Annotated in this window: 18 protein-coding genes; 14 read left to right on the top strand and 4 right to left on the bottom strand. The window is 56.9% G+C overall.

The window, feature by feature from the left end:
• Positions 1 to 152: 152 nt before the first annotated feature.
• Entirely contained in the window at positions 153 to 758 is a 606-nt protein-coding gene (locus tag SD70_RS30685; protein ID WP_041052372.1) for an NADPH-dependent F420 reductase, read from the bottom strand.
• Positions 759 to 820: 62 nt separating this feature from the next.
• The gene (locus SD70_RS30680; protein WP_041052371.1) at positions 821 to 1,216 is read right to left on the bottom strand and encodes a MerR family transcriptional regulator; all 396 of its coding nucleotides are present in this window, start codon (positions 1,214 to 1,216) and stop codon (positions 821 to 823) included.
• A gap of 199 nt (positions 1,217 to 1,415) precedes the next feature.
• Between SD70_RS30680 and SD70_RS30675 the strand changes: the two genes are divergently transcribed.
• The 4 genes from SD70_RS30675 to SD70_RS30660 all read left to right on the top strand — a co-directional run bounded on the left by SD70_RS30675 (position 1,416) and on the right by SD70_RS30660 (position 4,582).
• Positions 1,416 to 1,970: a YdcF family protein gene (locus tag SD70_RS30675; protein ID WP_041052370.1), complete on the top strand. Its 555-nt coding sequence runs from the start codon at positions 1,416 to 1,418 to the stop codon at positions 1,968 to 1,970.
• Between the two features lie 202 nt (positions 1,971 to 2,172).
• Positions 2,173 to 2,625, top strand: coding sequence for a hypothetical protein (locus tag SD70_RS30670; RefSeq protein WP_041052369.1), 453 nt, complete (start codon positions 2,173 to 2,175; stop codon positions 2,623 to 2,625).
• Positions 2,626 to 2,761: 136 nt separating this feature from the next.
• Positions 2,762 to 3,139, top strand: a complete 378-nt coding sequence (locus tag SD70_RS30665; RefSeq protein WP_231571698.1) for a cupredoxin domain-containing protein — start codon at positions 2,762 to 2,764, stop codon at positions 3,137 to 3,139.
• 138 nt (positions 3,140 to 3,277) lie between these two features.
• A complete protein-coding gene (locus SD70_RS30660) occupies positions 3,278 to 4,582 on the top strand; it encodes a pyrimidine-nucleoside phosphorylase (RefSeq protein WP_082053780.1) in 1,305 nt (434 codons plus the stop codon).
• A gap of 268 nt (positions 4,583 to 4,850) precedes the next feature.
• Here the strand turns inward: SD70_RS30660 and SD70_RS30655 are convergent, their stop codons facing one another.
• On the bottom strand, positions 4,851 to 5,411 hold the full coding sequence (locus SD70_RS30655; protein WP_041052368.1) for a pyridoxamine 5'-phosphate oxidase family protein: 561 nt from the start codon (positions 5,409 to 5,411) through the stop codon (positions 4,851 to 4,853).
• A 218-nt stretch (positions 5,412 to 5,629) separates the two neighbouring features.
• Here SD70_RS30655 and SD70_RS30650 point away from each other — a divergent pair, with 218 nt between their 5' ends.
• The 4 genes from SD70_RS30650 (at position 5,630) to sigF (ending at position 8,523) form a co-directional block, all read left to right on the top strand.
• A complete protein-coding gene (locus tag SD70_RS30650; RefSeq protein WP_041052367.1) occupies positions 5,630 to 6,802 on the top strand; it encodes a D-alanyl-D-alanine carboxypeptidase family protein in 1,173 nt (390 codons plus the stop codon).
• 157 nt (positions 6,803 to 6,959) lie between these two features.
• On the top strand, positions 6,960 to 7,310 hold the full coding sequence (gene spoIIAA / locus SD70_RS30645; RefSeq protein WP_041052366.1) for an anti-sigma F factor antagonist: 351 nt from the start codon (positions 6,960 to 6,962) through the stop codon (positions 7,308 to 7,310).
• A complete protein-coding gene (gene spoIIAB / locus SD70_RS30640) occupies positions 7,310 to 7,756 on the top strand; it encodes an anti-sigma F factor (RefSeq protein WP_041052365.1) in 447 nt (148 codons plus the stop codon). The genes spoIIAA and spoIIAB overlap by 1 nt, the downstream gene beginning before the upstream one ends.
• An 11-nt stretch (positions 7,757 to 7,767) precedes the next feature.
• The gene (sigF, locus tag SD70_RS30635) at positions 7,768 to 8,523 is read left to right on the top strand and encodes an RNA polymerase sporulation sigma factor SigF (RefSeq protein ID WP_041052364.1); all 756 of its coding nucleotides are present in this window, start codon (positions 7,768 to 7,770) and stop codon (positions 8,521 to 8,523) included.
• Positions 8,524 to 8,616: 93 nt separating this feature from the next.
• Here the strand turns inward: sigF and SD70_RS30630 are convergent, their stop codons facing one another.
• The gene (locus tag SD70_RS30630; RefSeq protein WP_041052363.1) at positions 8,617 to 9,588 is read right to left on the bottom strand and encodes a helix-turn-helix transcriptional regulator; all 972 of its coding nucleotides are present in this window, start codon (positions 9,586 to 9,588) and stop codon (positions 8,617 to 8,619) included.
• A gap of 159 nt (positions 9,589 to 9,747) precedes the next feature.
• On the opposite strand from SD70_RS30630, the gene modA reads away from it, so the two are divergent.
• From modA to lysA, 6 genes are all read left to right on the top strand, one after another.
• A complete protein-coding gene (modA, locus tag SD70_RS30625) occupies positions 9,748 to 10,575 on the top strand; it encodes a molybdate ABC transporter substrate-binding protein (RefSeq protein ID WP_156158290.1) in 828 nt (275 codons plus the stop codon).
• A complete protein-coding gene (gene modB / locus SD70_RS30620) occupies positions 10,572 to 11,249 on the top strand; it encodes a molybdate ABC transporter permease subunit (protein WP_041052361.1) in 678 nt (225 codons plus the stop codon). Before modA ends, modB begins: the two co-directional genes overlap by 4 nt.
• A gap of 154 nt (positions 11,250 to 11,403) precedes the next feature.
• On the top strand, positions 11,404 to 12,045 hold the full coding sequence (locus SD70_RS30615) for a stage V sporulation protein AA (protein ID WP_041052360.1): 642 nt from the start codon (positions 11,404 to 11,406) through the stop codon (positions 12,043 to 12,045).
• On the top strand, positions 12,042 to 12,473 hold the full coding sequence (locus SD70_RS30610) for a stage V sporulation protein AB (protein ID WP_041052359.1): 432 nt from the start codon (positions 12,042 to 12,044) through the stop codon (positions 12,471 to 12,473). The genes SD70_RS30615 and SD70_RS30610 overlap by 4 nt, the downstream gene beginning before the upstream one ends.
• Positions 12,473 to 14,143: a spore germination protein gene (locus SD70_RS30605; protein ID WP_231571696.1), complete on the top strand. Its 1,671-nt coding sequence runs from the start codon at positions 12,473 to 12,475 to the stop codon at positions 14,141 to 14,143. Before SD70_RS30610 ends, SD70_RS30605 begins: the two co-directional genes overlap by 1 nt.
• 163 nt (positions 14,144 to 14,306) lie before the next feature.
• Positions 14,307 to 15,644 carry a diaminopimelate decarboxylase gene (lysA, locus tag SD70_RS30600; protein WP_041052358.1) on the top strand — a complete coding sequence of 446 codons (1,338 nt, stop codon included), beginning with the start codon at positions 14,307 to 14,309 and terminating at the stop codon, positions 15,642 to 15,644.
• Positions 15,645 to 16,648: the final 1,004 nt, after the last annotated feature.

The raw sequence follows: 16,648 nt of genomic DNA, 5'->3' as shown, positions 1-16,648 counted from the left end.
AAGTAACTGCGTGAACTAAGGAACCGCCGTATACCGAACGGTACGTACGGTGGTGTGGGAGGTCGGCTACTCAACTAATGGGTAGCCTCCTACCCGATTGTTGGCTGCTTTCTAAGCTTGAACATGCCGGAAGAAAGCGGTTTTTTTGCAGTTCAAGCCTCCCGTCGCAATACTCGCAAAGCATAATCGCGTCCAAATTGGGGTGAAAGTATTTGCCAGAATGTCCCTACAGCCGTTTCAATTTGGGTGCTTGTCGAAGAGTCGCCGGCATCGATCGGATCCAAGCCGATGTCTTGGCATAGCCGGGCAACGGTTTGTTTGGCTTCGAAATCGTCCCCATTCATAAATATCGTTGCGTTGACTGGACCATATTGCGGATTAGCGAGGACTTCCCATGTCACTGTATGGAAAGCTCGGACTACACGGGCACTGCCAGACAATCGAATCACTTCTGCACTTGCCGATCTGCCGTCAAACAGAATCGTGCTGTTGATGAGAATTTTGTTCCCCAGATCGCCTGCTTCGGCGAGTACCCGTTCGATTTCGGTCCCCGGTACGGCTAGCAAAATAACTTCTCCAAAGGCGATCGCATCCCGAACAGATGCTGCCCGGGCGTTCGGCCCCGCTCTTTGGAGCAATTTTTGTAGTTTGTCGCTTTGCGGGTCGCGCGAGCCGAACATGACTTCGTGTCCTTTTGTCGCCCATAATTGACCTAATGTACCGCCAATATGCCCCGACCCGATAATTGCAATTTTCATATCCGAAATCTCCTCCGATTGCCATAAGCTTGCCGCTTGAACGCGCGAAGCCGGCTGGATCATCACTTACGCTGCTGCAGAAGCTCGTGGTGGAGCTTTAAGTTCTGTTGGGTCAAGTTGATCAGATGATCGAGTTCCCGGCGCTGTTCTTCCATTCTGTTCAAGTGCTCCGCTAATATCTTGATTCGGTTCAATATCGAAATCTCGTCTTCATCCCGAAGAGTTGAACGATTTGCAAAGCACTGGCCCTCTTGGATAAACTCCTTCATCTCTTCCAGCGATAATCCGGTTTTCTTCAGGCACTTCAATGACGTCAATGAGCGAACATTGTCGTCGTTGTACGTGCGTATTCCGCCTGCGCTTCTATGAGGCGGCTTTACAAGCCCCAACTTTTCGTAATACCTTAAAGTATCGGGGCTAAACCCTGTAATCTCGGCAACTTGGCCGATCGTGTACAAATATCCTCACCGCCTTTCTTTTCCGTATTCTACAAGCTGGAGCCGACTCCAAGTCAATACATTTTTATTACTAGTGAGAAATGACTTTCAGTTACCTCAAGGGAACCTGCCTGAAATGGAAAGAACTATAAGGTTAATTCCGATCTTTGTCGTTGATGGCCCCAATATTATAAAGGGGATATCCTAAGGAGGCAAAACGATGCCATATCCTTTCGATTGCATTACTCAATTTATCTTTGTCGAAACCGAGCTTGAACAGGCGGATGTGATCCTGGTGCCTGGCGGCAGTCATCCGCAGTTAATGGAAAAGGCAGCGGCGTTGTACCATCAAGGCTTGGCGCCTTTCATTCTGCCCTCCGGCGGGGCGACTAAACATGTAGAAACAACAGAATGGGACTTTTTATATCAAATTGGGATTTCGTTGGGAGTGCCGAATACAGCTATATTGAAAGAAGATCGGGCGCAAAATACGTTTCAGAACGCGCAGTATTCATGGAAAGCGCTGCAGGAAGCCGGAATACAACCCAAAAAGGCCATCATGGCGTGCAAGGCCGGGCATTCCAGGCGAGCGTTATTGACGTATCAAACCGTTTTCCCGACGGAAACGAAGTTTTTCATCGCGCCTGTGATTGATAAAACGGGTATAACGAGAAATAACTGGTTTCTGAGCGAAGAGGGCATACGGCGCATCATGACGGAGGTTGAGAAAATAGGTAAATATTTCGGGCATCATATACCGAATTGGGTAAAATAAACGTGAAGACCGATTTCTGCCAATGGAGCTGTTCATTGAGGAAATCGGTCTTCTTTTATAGCCGTTCTGACAGTGCATCCGTCAGGAAAGCCACATGTACCGGATCGCGCAAGGCAGCGGCGCATCGTTTGAAATGACGGCAGTTGGGTACACTACCCGTGAAAAGTAACGAACTTACGCTTCGGCTCGGGAGGGGCGGAAAATGGGAATCGTGTTGCTGCGAGCCGCGGCCGCGGCATTGCTCGTTACCGGCATGCTCGGCTGCTCGGCGATAAAAGGCGGAGGCGGCAAGGCGCAGGCAAATGGCGGCGGGGAGTCAAAAACGCAATCCGAAAGCAGTATGAGTCCGCTTGACCAGGAGCTGAAACGGCAAAGCGAGATATATAAGGAATTGTTAAAGCATAACGCGCAGCGGGCGCAAAAAGACCGCGAAGCGGACAGAAAGCTGCTCGAAGGCCTGAGAAAGCAAGAGCAGCAAGCGCGAACCAATCAAATCAAGGAGCTGCAGCGAAAGCAAGGCTTGATTGACGAAGAAAGCGATTCGTCGGAGGGAGGGTCGTCCCGGGGCGGCAAGAAGCAATCCGATCAAAGCGAAAGCGGCGGCGGCGGCTCGGGACAAGGCGGAGGCGGCAAGGGCGGCGCTTCGGGCCATTGAAGCGGCAACTTCGCGGCGGCACGTACCGGCGATGTTGTCACAAAATCTTCGATTTTTGCCGCCGCGAGGATCGGGCAAAATTGCCATGTTTCATGTACAATAGTAGTCGTGATTATTTTCCGAGGGGGACCTAGACGTGAAGTGGATCATGTTCATTTTATTTATCGGTGCAGGAATTTTGGGGCTCGGAGTCCTCTTCAACGATATTTCCCAGAAGCAGGCTGAAGCTGCGGCAAGCAAAGCGGAAGCAGGCACGACGCTGAAAGTTACGATGAGCAACTGGAAGTTCGATCAAGCGGAATATCAGGTGAAAGCCGGCGAAACGAAGAAGGTGACGCTGGTGCTGGCGGAAGGCGTTCACGAGCTGAACATCCCGGACCTGGGCATCAAGCTGAACGCGCAAAACCGTCAAGCCGAAGTGAAGTTTGACAAACCCGGCAAGTTTGAAATGCACTGCTCGCTGCCATGCGGCCAAGGACACGAACAAATGAAAGCGACGCTGGTCGTGCAATAACGCATTTCACCTGCTTAATCGGACTGCCCTGCGGGGGCAGTCTTTTTACGTTTAAGCGGCTGTTTTGCTTCCGACTCCCGGGACGGAGTATACTGTTTGTAGAGCTTTTTTTGACCAGTGGAAGAGGTGAGCTGCACCATGCGGATGGTGGATGTAATACAGAAAAAACGCGACGGCGGCACATTGGCGAAAGACGAGATCGAATGGATCGTTCGCGGCTATACGCAAGGCGACATTCCCGATTATCAAATGTCGGCTTTCCTGATGGCGGTCTATCTCGTCGGCATGACAGACGAAGAGACTTCGCAGCTGACGCTCGCGATGGCGCATTCCGGCGAAATGCTCGACTTGTCAGGCATTCACGGCGTGAAGGTTGACAAGCATTCGACAGGCGGCGTCGGGGACAAAACGTCGCTGATCGTAGCTCCGCTCGTTGCGTCCGTTGGCGTGCCGGTAGCCAAAATGTCGGGGCGCGGCCTCGGCCATACGGGCGGCACGATCGATAAGCTGGAAGCGATCCCCGGTTTTCGCGTCGAGCTGACCAAGGAAGAGTTCGTCCGCCATGTGAACGATATCAAGCTCGCCCTTGTCGGGCAGTCGGGCAATTTGGCGCCAGCGGACAAAAAGATGTACGCGCTGCGCGATGTGACGGCCACGGTCAGCTGCATCCCGCTCATTGCCAGTTCGATTATGAGCAAAAAAATCGCCGCCGGGGCGGACGCTATCGTACTCGACGTCAAGGTGGGCGCAGGGGCGTTCATGAAAGATCTGGCGCACGCCCGCCAGCTGGCGGAAACGATGGTGCGTATCGGGCGCTCGCTTGGGCGGAGAACGATCGCGGTGCTGAGCGATATGGACCAGCCGCTCGGCACGGAAATCGGCAACGCCAGCGAAGTGCGCGAAGCGATCGCCGTACTGAACGGCGGCGGACCCGACGATTTGCGCACCGTATGCCTGGCGCTTGCTTCGCACATGGCCGTGCTCGGCGGCGTTTATCCCGATTTTGAAGCGGCGCATACGGGCTTGCAGCAAGCGCTCGCCAGCGGCGCAGCTTTGGAAACGTTCGCCCGCTTCGTCGCGGCGCAAGGAGGCGACCCGGAACTCGTCCGGAGGCCCGAACTGCTGCCGCGCGCCGAACGAGAAGTGCCGCTCCCGGCCGCGTCCGCCGGTTTCATCGAAGCTATCGACGCGGAGAAGGTCGGGCTTGCCGCGATGCTGCTCGGCGCCGGCCGCCTAACGAAAGAAGACGCGATCGACTACGCGGTCGGCGTGACGCTGCGCAAAAAGGTAGGCGACCGCGTGGAGCTCGGAGAAACGCTCGCCGTCCTGCACGTCAATGGCGCCAAAGAAGCGAGGCGCTCTCCATGCTGCGCGAGGCGTACCGGATCGGGCCCGTTCAGCCGCAGGCTAACCCGCTCATTTACGAAGTCGTACAATAGGTGAAATGGAGCGTATATGTATGCATCCAGCTCCCAGCCAAAATGCCTTTGCAATTGCTCAAAACGCAATTGCAAAGGCATTTTTCGCGAGAGGCTCGCTGAAGTTGCCAAAAGGGCAATCGGAGATGTGCACGAGGCCGGCTTCCTGCCAAAATTGTTCCGCAGTTGTCCGAAATGCAACTGCGGAGTCGTTTTTCGCGAGAAGCTCGCTGTAGTTGCCGAAAGAGCAATTGGAGCAGCGGAGGAATGTTCAGCGCATTGTGCGCGTTCCGTTACTCGGATAACCGCGATCCTAACGGCGTCACGATTCCATCCATGCTGACGGCGTTTTTTTGTTGCCAGTAATCGGTCAGCCCTTGCTCCCCTTTGTTTATGGCCCATTTGCGCAGCGTATCCCGTTCGCCTGCGTAATCGAAAAAAGGGACGCTGTAGCCGCAAGACGTTTTCACCTCGGTGACACCAGCGCAAATGATTTGTCGCGCGCCGGGAATCAACTCGAATTGGCCGATCAATTCGTCCCAGCGCGGCGTACCGGGCATCACGACGGTACCGGTTCCGAACAAGCGCAGCACTTGCGGCGGACCTTCGAAGGCGACGAACATGATGGTAATTCTTGCGTTCTCGGCCACGTGCGCGCTTGTTTCGTTGCCGCTGCCCGTAACGTCAAGGTAAGCGACCTCGTTCGGGGACAAAATCCGGAACGTGTCGTACCCTTTTGGCGAGATGTTGACATGGCCGCTTTCCGCAAGCGGGGCGGTCCCTACGAAAAACAAGCGTTGTTTGCGGATAAACGCCTCGTGCTCCGGCATAATGGCCGGGAAAATTTTGCCCATGGCAGATTCCTCCGTTCCGATAATTATGGAACACTTTCCACTACTATCGCTCTTTTTCGGATGATTGTGAAATATATAATAGTTATCCCTTCTATAGGCAATGCCTATAATGTGCATGCAGCACAATTCCCTTGCGCTTCCGAATATTTCCTCCTTATTCGGTCAACACTGAGTACTATGCAACCTAACGTTGACCTATAGTGGAGGAGTAGGATCTCATGTTGAAGAAGTGGTTCGTCACGACGGTCGGTTTTGCGTTGATTGCCTGTTCATGGGCGCCGGCGGCGTTCGCCGAGCAGAAAAAAACGCAGCAGATCGATCTCGCCCCGAACGCGAAATCCGCGGTATTGCTTGATGCCGGCACGGGCGCGGTCATTTTTGACAAAAACAAGGACGAGAGGCTGCCGCCAGCGTCGATTACCAAAGTGATGACGATGCTTCTCATCATGGAAGCGATCGACCAAGGCAAAATCAAGCTTAACGAAAAGGTGCGTACAAGCGAATACGCGGCTTCGATGGGCGGCTCGCAAATTTTCCTTGAGCCTGGGGAAGAGATGACGGTCGAGGAAATGTTGAAAGGCATCGCAATGGCGTCCGGCAACGATGCTTCGGTGGCGATGGCGGAAAAGCTCGCAGGCTCGGAGCAGGCGTTTGTGCAAATGATGAACGAGCGCGCGCAGGAGCTTGGGATGAAAAACACGCATTTTGTCAACTGCAACGGCTTGCCGGTTGCCGATCACTATACGTCCGCTTACGATATTGCGATCATGTCGCGCGAATTGCTTAAGCACGAGGCGGTCACTAAGTACACCGGCCTCTATCAGGATTACCTGAGGAAAGATACGGAGAAGCCGTTTTGGCTTGTGAACACGAACAAGCTGGTGCGGTTTTACCAGGGAGCCGACGGTCTCAAGACCGGATTTACGAGCGAAGCCAGGTTTTGCTTGAGCGCAACGGCGAAACGCGACGGACTGAGGGTTATCGCCGTCGTTCTCGGCGAGCCGAATACGAAGACGCGCAATGCGGAAGTGTCGCAGCTGTTCGATTATGCTTTCTCGCAATATACGAATTATCCGATTTACAAAACCGGCGACCAGCTCGGCTCGTTCCGGGTCAGCAAAGGCGAAGTGCGCGAAGTGCCGCTCGTCGCCAAACATCCGTACAGTCTGCTGCTCAAAAAAGGAGAAGCGTCGCAAGGCATCCGCCACGAGGTGCAGCTTGATCCGAACTTGCGGGCGCCGATCGAATACGGCCAGCAAGTCGGCAAAATCGTCGTGTACAAAGGCAGCAACGTCATCGCCGAATACCCGCTCGAGTCTCCCGTACAAGTGAAGAAGGCAGGCTGGTGGAAGCTGTTTAAACGCTCGCTCGGCAGCATGTTCTCCTCCTAGCCCGGGCGATGGGTCCCCTAAATCGGGCTACGCTGCGAATCATTCGCGTCACTTTTTGGGGTAATTTGGCTCCTTTCTTCTAGTTTTGTCGGGTGGCAGGAATTGGCTTCTCCTTCGTAGAAAGAGTGGTTCAAGCTTTGGAAGGAGTGAGTCAGCAATGAGTCTGCAAATGGAACTCGAGCACGGAAGGAAGGCGCTGATCGTTCGTCTGAAAGGCGAGCTCGACCATCATACCGCCGATGTGGTCAAGAGCCGCATGGAAGACGCGATCGTCTCCGGCGACGTGCGCAACGTCATTTTGAGCCTGCGGGATTTGTCCTTCATGGACAGCTCGGGACTCGGCGTCATTCTCGGCAGATATAAGCAGATTACGGCCAAAGGCGGCAAAATGGTCGTCTGCGACGTATCGCCGGCCGTTTACAGGCTGTTCGAGCTGTCGGGCCTCTTCAAAATCGTCAGCGTCCAGGAGAACGAGAAATCCGCGATCTCCAGTCTGGAGGCGGTCTAATGAGCGGCGCGAACTTCATGAAACTGTCGTTTGCGAGCCGTTCCGAGAACGAATCGTTCGCCCGCGTGGCGGTCGCCGCGTTCGTCTCGCAGCTCGATCCGACGCTGAATGAGCTAACCGATATCAAAACCGTCGTCTCCGAAGCCGTGACGAACTGCATTATTCACGGCTACGACAACGACCCGAACGGGATCGTAACGATCGCCGCCGAGATCGAAGGCGATACGGTCCGCATTACTGTCGAAGACGAGGGCGCGGGCATCGCCGATCTGGAGCAGGCGCGCCAGCCGCTCTACACGTCCAAGCCGGAGCTGGAGCGCTCGGGCATGGGCTTCACCATCATGGAAAATTTCATGGACGAGGTGGACGTCACGTCAGCGCCGGGCGCCGGAACGAAAATCCGCATGGTCAAGCGCATCGAATCGAAAAAAGCTCTTTACAATTAGGGGTTTGATCTATGGACGTAGATTTGAAGAACGCCTCTCACAGCTATCTGGACGATGCCGAAGTGAAACGATTGATCGCGCTTAGCCAATCCGGTGACCAGCTCGCGAGGGAAACGCTCGTGAACTGCAACATTCGGCTTGTGTGGTCGGTTGTGCAGCGGTTCCTGAACCGCGGCTATGAAGCGGAGGATTTGTTCCAAATCGGCTGCATCGGGCTGCTGAAGTCGGTGGATAAGTTCGACCTGTCGTATGACGTGAAATTTTCAACGTATGCCGTGCCGATGATTATCGGCGAAATACAGCGCTTCCTGCGCGACGACGGCACGCTCAAAGTGAGCCGCTCGCTGAAGGAGCTTGCCAACAAGGTGAGGAAGACGAAGGACGAGCTGTCGAAAAAGATCGGCCGGCTGCCGACGATCAAGGAGGTGGCCGACGAGCTCGGCATTACGCCGGAGGACGTCGTTTTCGCCCAGGAAGCAGGCAAGCCGCTGTCTTCGATTCACGAGACCGTATTCGAGAACGACGGCGACCCGATCACGCTCATGGATCAAATCGCCGACGACACGCAGGACAAATGGTTCGAGAAGCTTGCGCTGAGCGAAGCGATCGGAGCTTTGAGCGAGCGGGAGCGGCTTATCGTCTATTTGCGCTATTTCCGCGACCAGACGCAGTCGGAGGTCGCGTCCAGACTCGGCATTTCGCAAGTGCAGGTGTCGCGCCTCGAGAAAAAAATATTGCAATCGATCAAAGACCAGATCGCGCAATAGCGATCCGGTCTTTTTTTCGGAGAAAGGGGGCTCCGTCGCCAGATAGGACAAAATACCCGCTCCGGGGCTTGTCGCCCCAGATCGGGTATTTTGTCATGTTTCCAGCCAGATGCGGCCAGTCTGCGAGACGTCGTAGCCTTGCAGCGAGCTGAGTTCGGCGCGGAAATCCCGGTCTTGCAGCAGCTCGAGCACAGCGGGCAGCCAGGGGGCCGTAGCCGGCGTTTTCAGCATGACCAGATCGTACCGCTCGCGGATGAGCGGTACGAAGCCGACGCCGACTATGGCGGCCGCCTTTTCGATGCCGATGCCGACATCCGCTTCGCCGGCGCGAACTTTGGCGGCTACCGCCAGGTGGCTCGTTTCCTCGTGCTCGTAACCGATAATGCGCTCGCGGGGAATGGCGTGCAGCCGCAGCTGCTCGTCGAGCAGGACGCGGGCGCCGGAGCCCTTTTCCCGGTTGACGAGGCGAAGTGAGGGCCGGCCGAGATCCGGCCAGCCGGACAGGCCGAGCGGGTTGCCTTCGGCAACGTACAGGCCGGCCTGGCGCGACACCAGGTTGACGATGACGTAGGAGAAGCCGCTCAGCAGCCGGCGGATGTACGGCGTGTTGTATTCGCCGCTGTCGCCGTCGAGCAAATGGGTGCTGACGATATCCGCTTCGCCGCGGTACATGGCGATCAGGCTGTCCATGCTGCCGGCGTACGAGCGCAGCGGACGAACGCCGGGCAAGCGCTTCTCCAAATGTCTGGCGAGCAGATCGAGGCCGACGTCCTGGCCTGTAATCACGAGCTGGGCGGCGTTCGCCCTGGCGGTTGCCGGAATGGCGGAGGCCGGAGTCGCTGCACCGGGATCCGGCGACCCAGCAGTTCCTCCCTCGGGACGGAGCATCCCGCCGCCTTTGGCCCGCTGCTTGTAGGCGTTCAGATCGCGGGCGTCGACCCGCATCTGTTTGCCGACGCGGTAAGCGGGAAGCTCGCCTTTTTTGATCAGGTCGTATACGGTGAGCTTCGATATTTTGAGCAGCTTGGCGATTTCTTCGGTCGTATAGGAAACGTCCGGTTCCATAGATTGCTCCGTTCTCCTTTCCGTCCGGTATCGTAAGTCTATTGTAGAAGATTGGCTAAAATTAAGCCAATATTTACAAAGATAGTCTTCGCCAAATATAATTAGATATAAATAAATATAACTGATTATGATTGGTATAGGGAGAGAGAAACGGTGAGAATGAGAACGATCGCGGCATTACTTGCTGCGGGAGCGCTTGCTTTTATGCTGACGGGCTGCGGCGGTGCGCAGGCGCCGAAAGCTCCGGCGGCTCCGGACGGCGCCGATGTCCGCCATTCGGGGGCGGAGCCGGCAGAGCTTGTCGTCTCGGCGGCGGCCAGCATGAGCGATAGCTTGCGCGAGCTGCAAAAACGCTTTGAAGCGGGCCATCCGGGCATCAAGCTGCGCTTCAACTTCGGAGCGTCCGGGGCGCTGCAGCAGCAAATCGAGCAAGGAGCTCCGGCGGATTTGTTCGTCTCCGCGGCGGCGAAAAACATGCAGGCGCTCGTCGCACGGGGGCTTGTCGAGAGCAAGCTTCAGACGACGCTGCTGTACAACGAGCTCGTGCTCGTCGTACCGAAAACGGGAAATGCACCGAACCTAAAGCTGGCCGATCTGGCCAAAGCGGATGTGAAACGGATCGCGCTCGGCGAGCCCGAGTCCGTCCCGGCCGGAAGCTATGCGAAAGAAGCGCTCACGAACGCCAAGCTGTGGGATTCGCTGCAGCCGAAGCTTCTGTTCGCCAAAGATGTGCGCCAAGTGCTGACTTATGTAGAGTCAGGCAACGCCGATGCCGGTTTCGTGTACAAAACCGACGCGCTGACGTCGAAGCAAGCGGCAGTAGCCGAGCCGGTAGATGCAAAGCTCTATAAACCTATCGAAATTCAGGTCGGCATCGTGAAGGCGACGAAGCATGGCGAAGAGGCGCAAGCGCTGTACGATTATTTGCAAACCAAGGAGGCGGCGGACTTGTTCTCCGGCTTCGGCTTTACGCCGGCCAAACGATGATCGGCGGCATCCCGTGGGAGGAATTCACGGCGCCCATCTTGCTCTCGCTGCGGGTGACGATGACGGCCAGCGTCATCGTCTTCGCGGCGGCGCTGTTTGCCGCCTGGACGTTAGGACGGCGCACGTACCGCTTCAAGACGATTGTCGAAACGGTGTTTCTGCTGCCGCTCGTGCTGCCGCCGACGGTGGTCGGCTTCGTGCTGCTCGCGTTGCTTGGCCGCCGCAGCTGGATCGGGCGGGCGATCGAGGCCGTGTTTCAGGCCCCGATCGTGTTCACATGGTGGGCGGCCGTCGTCGCTTCGGTCGTCGTCGCTTTTCCGCTCGCGTATCAGACGATGAAAGTCGGCTTCGGGTCCGTAGACCGCAGCCTGGAAGAAGCGGCCCGCACCGACGGGGCCGGGGAGCGGCAAGTTTTGCTGCGCATAACGCTGCCGCTGGCGGCGCGATCGCTGCTGACCGCGTACGTGCTCGGCTTCGCCCGATCGCTTGGAGAGTTCGGGGCTACGCTCATGATTGCCGGCAACATCCCGGGGCGGACCGAGACGGTACCTACCGCCATTTATACCGCCGTCGAGAGCGGCCGCTGGGCGCCGGCGTGGTGGTGGGCAGGCGCGATCGCAGCGCTGTCGTTCGTTCTCATGCTGGTTGCCGGCCGCACGCCGAAGGCGCAATAAGGGGCCCTGTTCCGCTGTTTGCATGGCGGCAGGGCTCTTTGTTGTTCGGCCATGCAGTTCTACATCATTTTGCCAGACGTGGCTGCGATTAGCCGCTTGCACCTTTTCCCATACTAACTTCATCCAGCCGTGCCCGCGGGAAGGGGGGATTCGCATGGCCGGCAACGCTGTCCCATATTTGTACATACGGCTGCGGCGCCGCGCCCGAATGCCGCAAGGAGCGACGATTCGGCTTGGCGACGTCGCGCAGATGATCGCCGAACCGGACATGGAGCGGAAGCTGCGCGAGCTGGTGCTGCACCGCCACCGTCCGCAGGATGGGAACAAGCTGCTCCTCGACATGATGCTGATCGTCAGAAAAGTGAAAGAGCTGTTTCCCGACGTGCAGATCGAGCAGTTCGGCGAGCCGCATGTGCTGATCGAAACCGAAGAGCGGAAGCGCAAGGCGAATCCGGTCGCCATCGCGCTCGTTTGGCTGCTGCTGTTCATCGGATCGGGACTGGCGATCATGAATTTTCATGCGGACGTTTCCATGCTGGAAGTGCACCGGCGCATTTACGAGCTCATTACCGGCAGGCGCGCAGAGTATCCGCTGCTGCTGCAAATTCCATATTCGCTTGGCATCGGGATCGGCATGGTGCTGTTCTTCAATCATCTGTTCAAGAAAAAGTTCAACGAAGAGCCGAGTCCGCTTGAAGTCGAAATGTTCATGTATCAGGAAAGCGTAAACCAGTTCATCATCACCGACGAATACCGCAAAATTCACGACCGCCAGCTGCGTGGTGATGCTCCTTGACGGAAGCGCTCAAGGGGGCGGCCGTTGCGTTTCTCGGCGTCGCCGGAGGGATTGCGGTGGGCAGCGGGTTCGTCGCTTTTCTTGTCGTTCTGGACATTATCCCGCGATTGGCGCAAATGACGAAGTCGTACGGCAACATTCGCGCCTATGAAGGGGCAGTTATCGCAGGGGTGCTGTTTTTCACGCTTGCCGATTTTTACGGTTGGAAGGCGGATCTGTTTCCTCTCGGCGCAGCTGTGTTCGGTCTGTTTGCGGGCTGCTTCGTCGGCATGCTGGCGGCAGCCTTGACGGAAGTTGTCAACGTGCTGCCGATTCTCGCCAGACGGATCGGGCTTGCGGATTATATCGCCTGGTTGCTGCTGGCGATGATTTTGGGCAAAGTGGCTGGCTCGCTCTTCGAATGGCTCGTGTACGTCAAGGAGGGGTAATGATGAAGAAGCTGCTGGATATGGCAAGAACGGGACAACGAAGCAAACCTGACGGCGCCGGCTCGGAAGGCGGTTCCATGAAAGCGGAAAATGAGCGCGGGGAGAAGCTGGAAATCGACCGTGAAGGCAACATCATCCAGCGCGAGCTGGAGAACCCAAGCGGCGTGCTGCCGCCGGATATGACGGCGGAAGAGATGCGGATGAAGAACGAGGACGACATCCCCGGCAGCATCGACGAGGTCAAACGTCTGCTGGAAGAACGTTGCGGACTGTCGGCCAGCTTCGATCTGGTGCTGCGGGAGATGGTGTTCGGGGGTCGCCGCGTCGGCATTTTTTACGCCAACGGCTTTGCCAAAGATACGGTGCTCACCGAAGTGCTGAAGCGGCTCACCTACGCCATGGAAGAAGAGATGCACGACCATGCGCTGCAGACACTCTTCGACGAGCTCATTCCGCATATCCAGGTGTCGAAGGCGGACAACATGTCGAATGCGGTTGAGCTTGTTTTTAAGGGCGGCACCGCCCTGTTCATCGAGCACGAACCGGCAGCCATCATCATCGACGCCAAAAATTTTCCGGCCCGCACGACGGAGGAACCGGATTTGGAGCGCGTCGTGCGCGGCGCCCGCGACGGCTTCGTCGAGACGCTGCTCACCAACGTGACGCTCGTGCGGAGGCGTGTGCGCGATCCGCGCCTGAAGCTGAAAATTATGAACGTTGGCAAAAGAACGAATACGGACGTATGTATCGGTTATTTGAGCGACATTGCCAATCCGCGGCTTATTGAGGAAGTGCGGAACAAAATCAAGGAATTGGAGCTGGACGGCATTCCGCTCGCCGAGAAGCAGCTGGAAGAGGCGATCATGCGCAAAGGCTGGAACCCGTACCCGCTCGTCCGTTACACGGAACGGCCTGACGTGGCGGCTGCGCATTTGCTCGAAGGGCACGTTGTCATCTTTGTCGATACGAGTCCGAGCGCGATGATTTTGCCGACAACGTTTTTCCATCATGTTCAGCACGCCGAGGAGTACCGCCAAACGCCGTTTGTCGGCACGTATTTGCGCTGGGTCCGTTTTGTCGGAGTGATCGGCTCGCTGTTCGTCTTGCCGTTGTGGCTGCTTATGGTGAAAGACCCTCATTTCAAGCCGGAAGTACTGTCGTTTATCGGCCCGAGCCAGTCCGCCCATTTGCCGATCATGGTGCAATTTCTGTTCGCGGAGCTCGGCATCGATTTGATGCGGATGGCCGCTGTCCATACGCCATCGCCGCTCGCTACCGCCATGGGTCTCGTCGCCGCTGTCCTCGTCGGGGAAATTGCCGTCAAAACGGGCTTGTTCGTGAACGAGGTGATTTTGTACCTCGCTGTCGCGGCTATCGGTTCCTTCGCGACGCCCAGCTATGAGCTCGCCATGGCGAACCGCCTTAGCCGGCTCGTGTTTATACTCGCTACCGGGCTGTTCGGCGCGCCCGGGTTCGTCATCTCGGCGACGTTGTGGGTCATTTTGCTTGCTTTGCAGCGCTCGTACGATTCGCCTTACTTGTGGCCGTTTCTGCCGTTTAACTGGAAGGGGGCTTTGGCGATCTTGATTCGAATACCGGTCACGTCGTCGAATACGCGCCTCAGCTTGACCAAGCCGATCGACCGCTCGCGGCAGCCGCAGCGCCAATAGCAATTCCGCTTTTTGAACCGGTTCCCGCAAACCAAGGGAACCGGTTCGTCGTTGTGCAGCAATGAAAAGGCGGATACGCGCGGCGGCCGTATTGTCAAGAGGAACAGCGTATGTTACCCTTGAAACATATGTGCACTCATTGCGATAGAAAGAGGTTTTCCGGATGCATTTACATGGAACTAGCACCATTAACGATAAAGGACATTTGCAGATCGGCGGCGTCGATACGACGGCGCTGGCCGCCGAATTCGGCACGCCCCTGTACGTGTACGACGAGGCGCTTATCCGCCAGCGCTGCCGCGAGTTCGTTGCGGCGTTCCGCGCCGCCGGCGTCAAGTATCAAGTCGCTTATGCGAGCAAGGCGTTCTGCGTGAAGGCGATGTGCCGCCTCGTTGAAGAGGAGGGGCTGGCGCTTGACGTCGTCTCCGACGGCGAGCTGTATACGGCGCTCGAGGCCGGATTTCCGCCGCAGCGCATTCATTTTCACGGCAACAACAAGACGCCGCATGAGATCGAGATGGCGCTGGACGCGGGCATCGGCTGCTTTGTGGTGGACAACTTCGTCGAGCTGCATGTGCTGAACGCGCTCGCACTGGACAAAGGCGTCAAGGCGAACGTGCTGTTCCGCGTGACGCCGGGGGTCGAGGCGCATACTCACGATTACATTTCGACCGGCCAGGAAGATTCGAAATTCGGCTTCGATTTGCAAAACGGCGCCGCCTTTCGCGCGCTGCAGGAAGCGAAAGAGCTGAAGCAGCTCGAGCTGCTCGGGCTGCATTCGCATATCGGCTCGCAAATTTTCGAGGTCGAGGGCTTCCGCATGGCGGCGGAGCGGGTCGCTCAGTTTTACGCGCGGGTCCGCGACGAGCTGGGGCTTACGTTCCCGGTCATGAATCTCGGAGGAGGCTTTGGCATCCGCTACACGGAAGAGCACAAGCCGCTGCCGGTAGGCGACTACGTGAAGGCGATCGTGGATGCGGTGAAGAAGCAGTTCGCTTCCTATACCTATCCGATGCCGGAAATATGGATCGAACCGGGCCGCTCGATCGTCGGCGACGCCGGTACGACGCTGTATACGATCGGCACGATGAAAGACATTCCCGGCATTCGCAAGTATGTCGCCGTTGACGGCGGCATGACCGACAACCCGCGTCCGGCGCTGTACGAAGCGAAATACGAGGCGATGCTGGCGAACCGGGCCCGCGAAGCGAACGAGGAGACGGTGTCCATCGCGGGCAAATGCTGCGAGACGGGCGATATGCTCATTTGGGACTTGGAGCTGCCGGAGGCGCGGGTAGGCGACATTCTCGCCGTGTCCTGCACAGGTGCATACAACTACGCGATGGCGAGCAACTATAACCGGATTCGCCGCCCGGCTGTCGTTTTCGTCCAAGCCGGACGTTCGGATCTGGTCGTCAAAAGAGAATCGTACGGCAATCTGGTGGAAAACGACGTGATCCCGGCGCGGCTGGCGCGCGGAGCTCAGGTGCCGAGCGTGTAAGATTGCGTGTCGCTCGGCCATCTATTGCCGGGGAAGTTTCCAAGCTTCCGGCTATCCTTGGCTTTATGGGCAGTCGCGGTGAAAGGAAGCGACCCGTGCCTCTATTGCATGCGCGGGCTGTAAAACTGTGGAGGCATATGAACTGATAGGCTAACATAAGGAGGAACCGTACCTGACGGCAAGGGCGGTTCCTTTTTTCGTATTGAGCGAGAAGTCTACGCTAGTTGGGGCGGATCTGTCGGCCAATGGTATTGCGCTATTACGAGGCGGGCTTTCGCACTGAAGTGCTCTAGATGCCTGACAATTATGCTGAGGCGATACCGGAAAATGGGACCCTAGGAGGTACGCCGCGAAGTTAGCGGAACGACGTTCCGTTATGACGTGATGTAAGTCCGTCTTTTTTTCGTTAGCGGCACCCGGTTCCGTTATTTTTTGAGATTCCGTTGTTGAGGCGGGGGATACACGGTTTTTGCAGCAAATAAAGCACCGCAGTTCCGCTATTTTTGGGAAATAAGCGGGAAATCCGGCGATAACGGAACGGCGTTCCGCTATTGAAGGAGAGTGCCGGGCGCGGGAGGCAATGCGGCTAAGAGCGGCGGCGATGCGGCTGAAGGCTTGGAGCCTTTGGGTTATGCCCGACGGCCTACTTAAGGGGCTTCGGGCTCGGCTGCTGGCGCTACCTTCGTACGGCTTTCGCATTGCGAGGGAGTTGCAGCCATTCCTGCTTGAAGCAAGCGGAGTGTAGGGGGACGCGATCGAAAAAGTTACAAGGTATCCGCCACACGCAGTACTGGACATGCAGTTATCCGTTAGACTGACGGCAAGATGCGAATATGCGGTGAAGCAGCGGATTCTCATTTTTGTGCAAGCGGGCCGGAATAGAGTATACTTGGACGTAAAGCATTTGCTGAATCCATTGACACGATAGGACGGACGACGTATGAAGAGAGACCGACAAAGCCCCGGCGGACGCCGCGGGGCAAGACAAGCCGCGCGCGCCGAAG

This window comes from Gordoniibacillus kamchatkensis (assembly GCF_000829455.1).
Lineage (GTDB): Bacteria > Bacillota > Bacilli > Paenibacillales > NBRC-103111 > Gordoniibacillus > Gordoniibacillus kamchatkensis.
The sequence above is the reverse complement of the archived record's forward strand: the minus strand, read 5'-3'. Positions and strand labels throughout refer to the sequence as shown.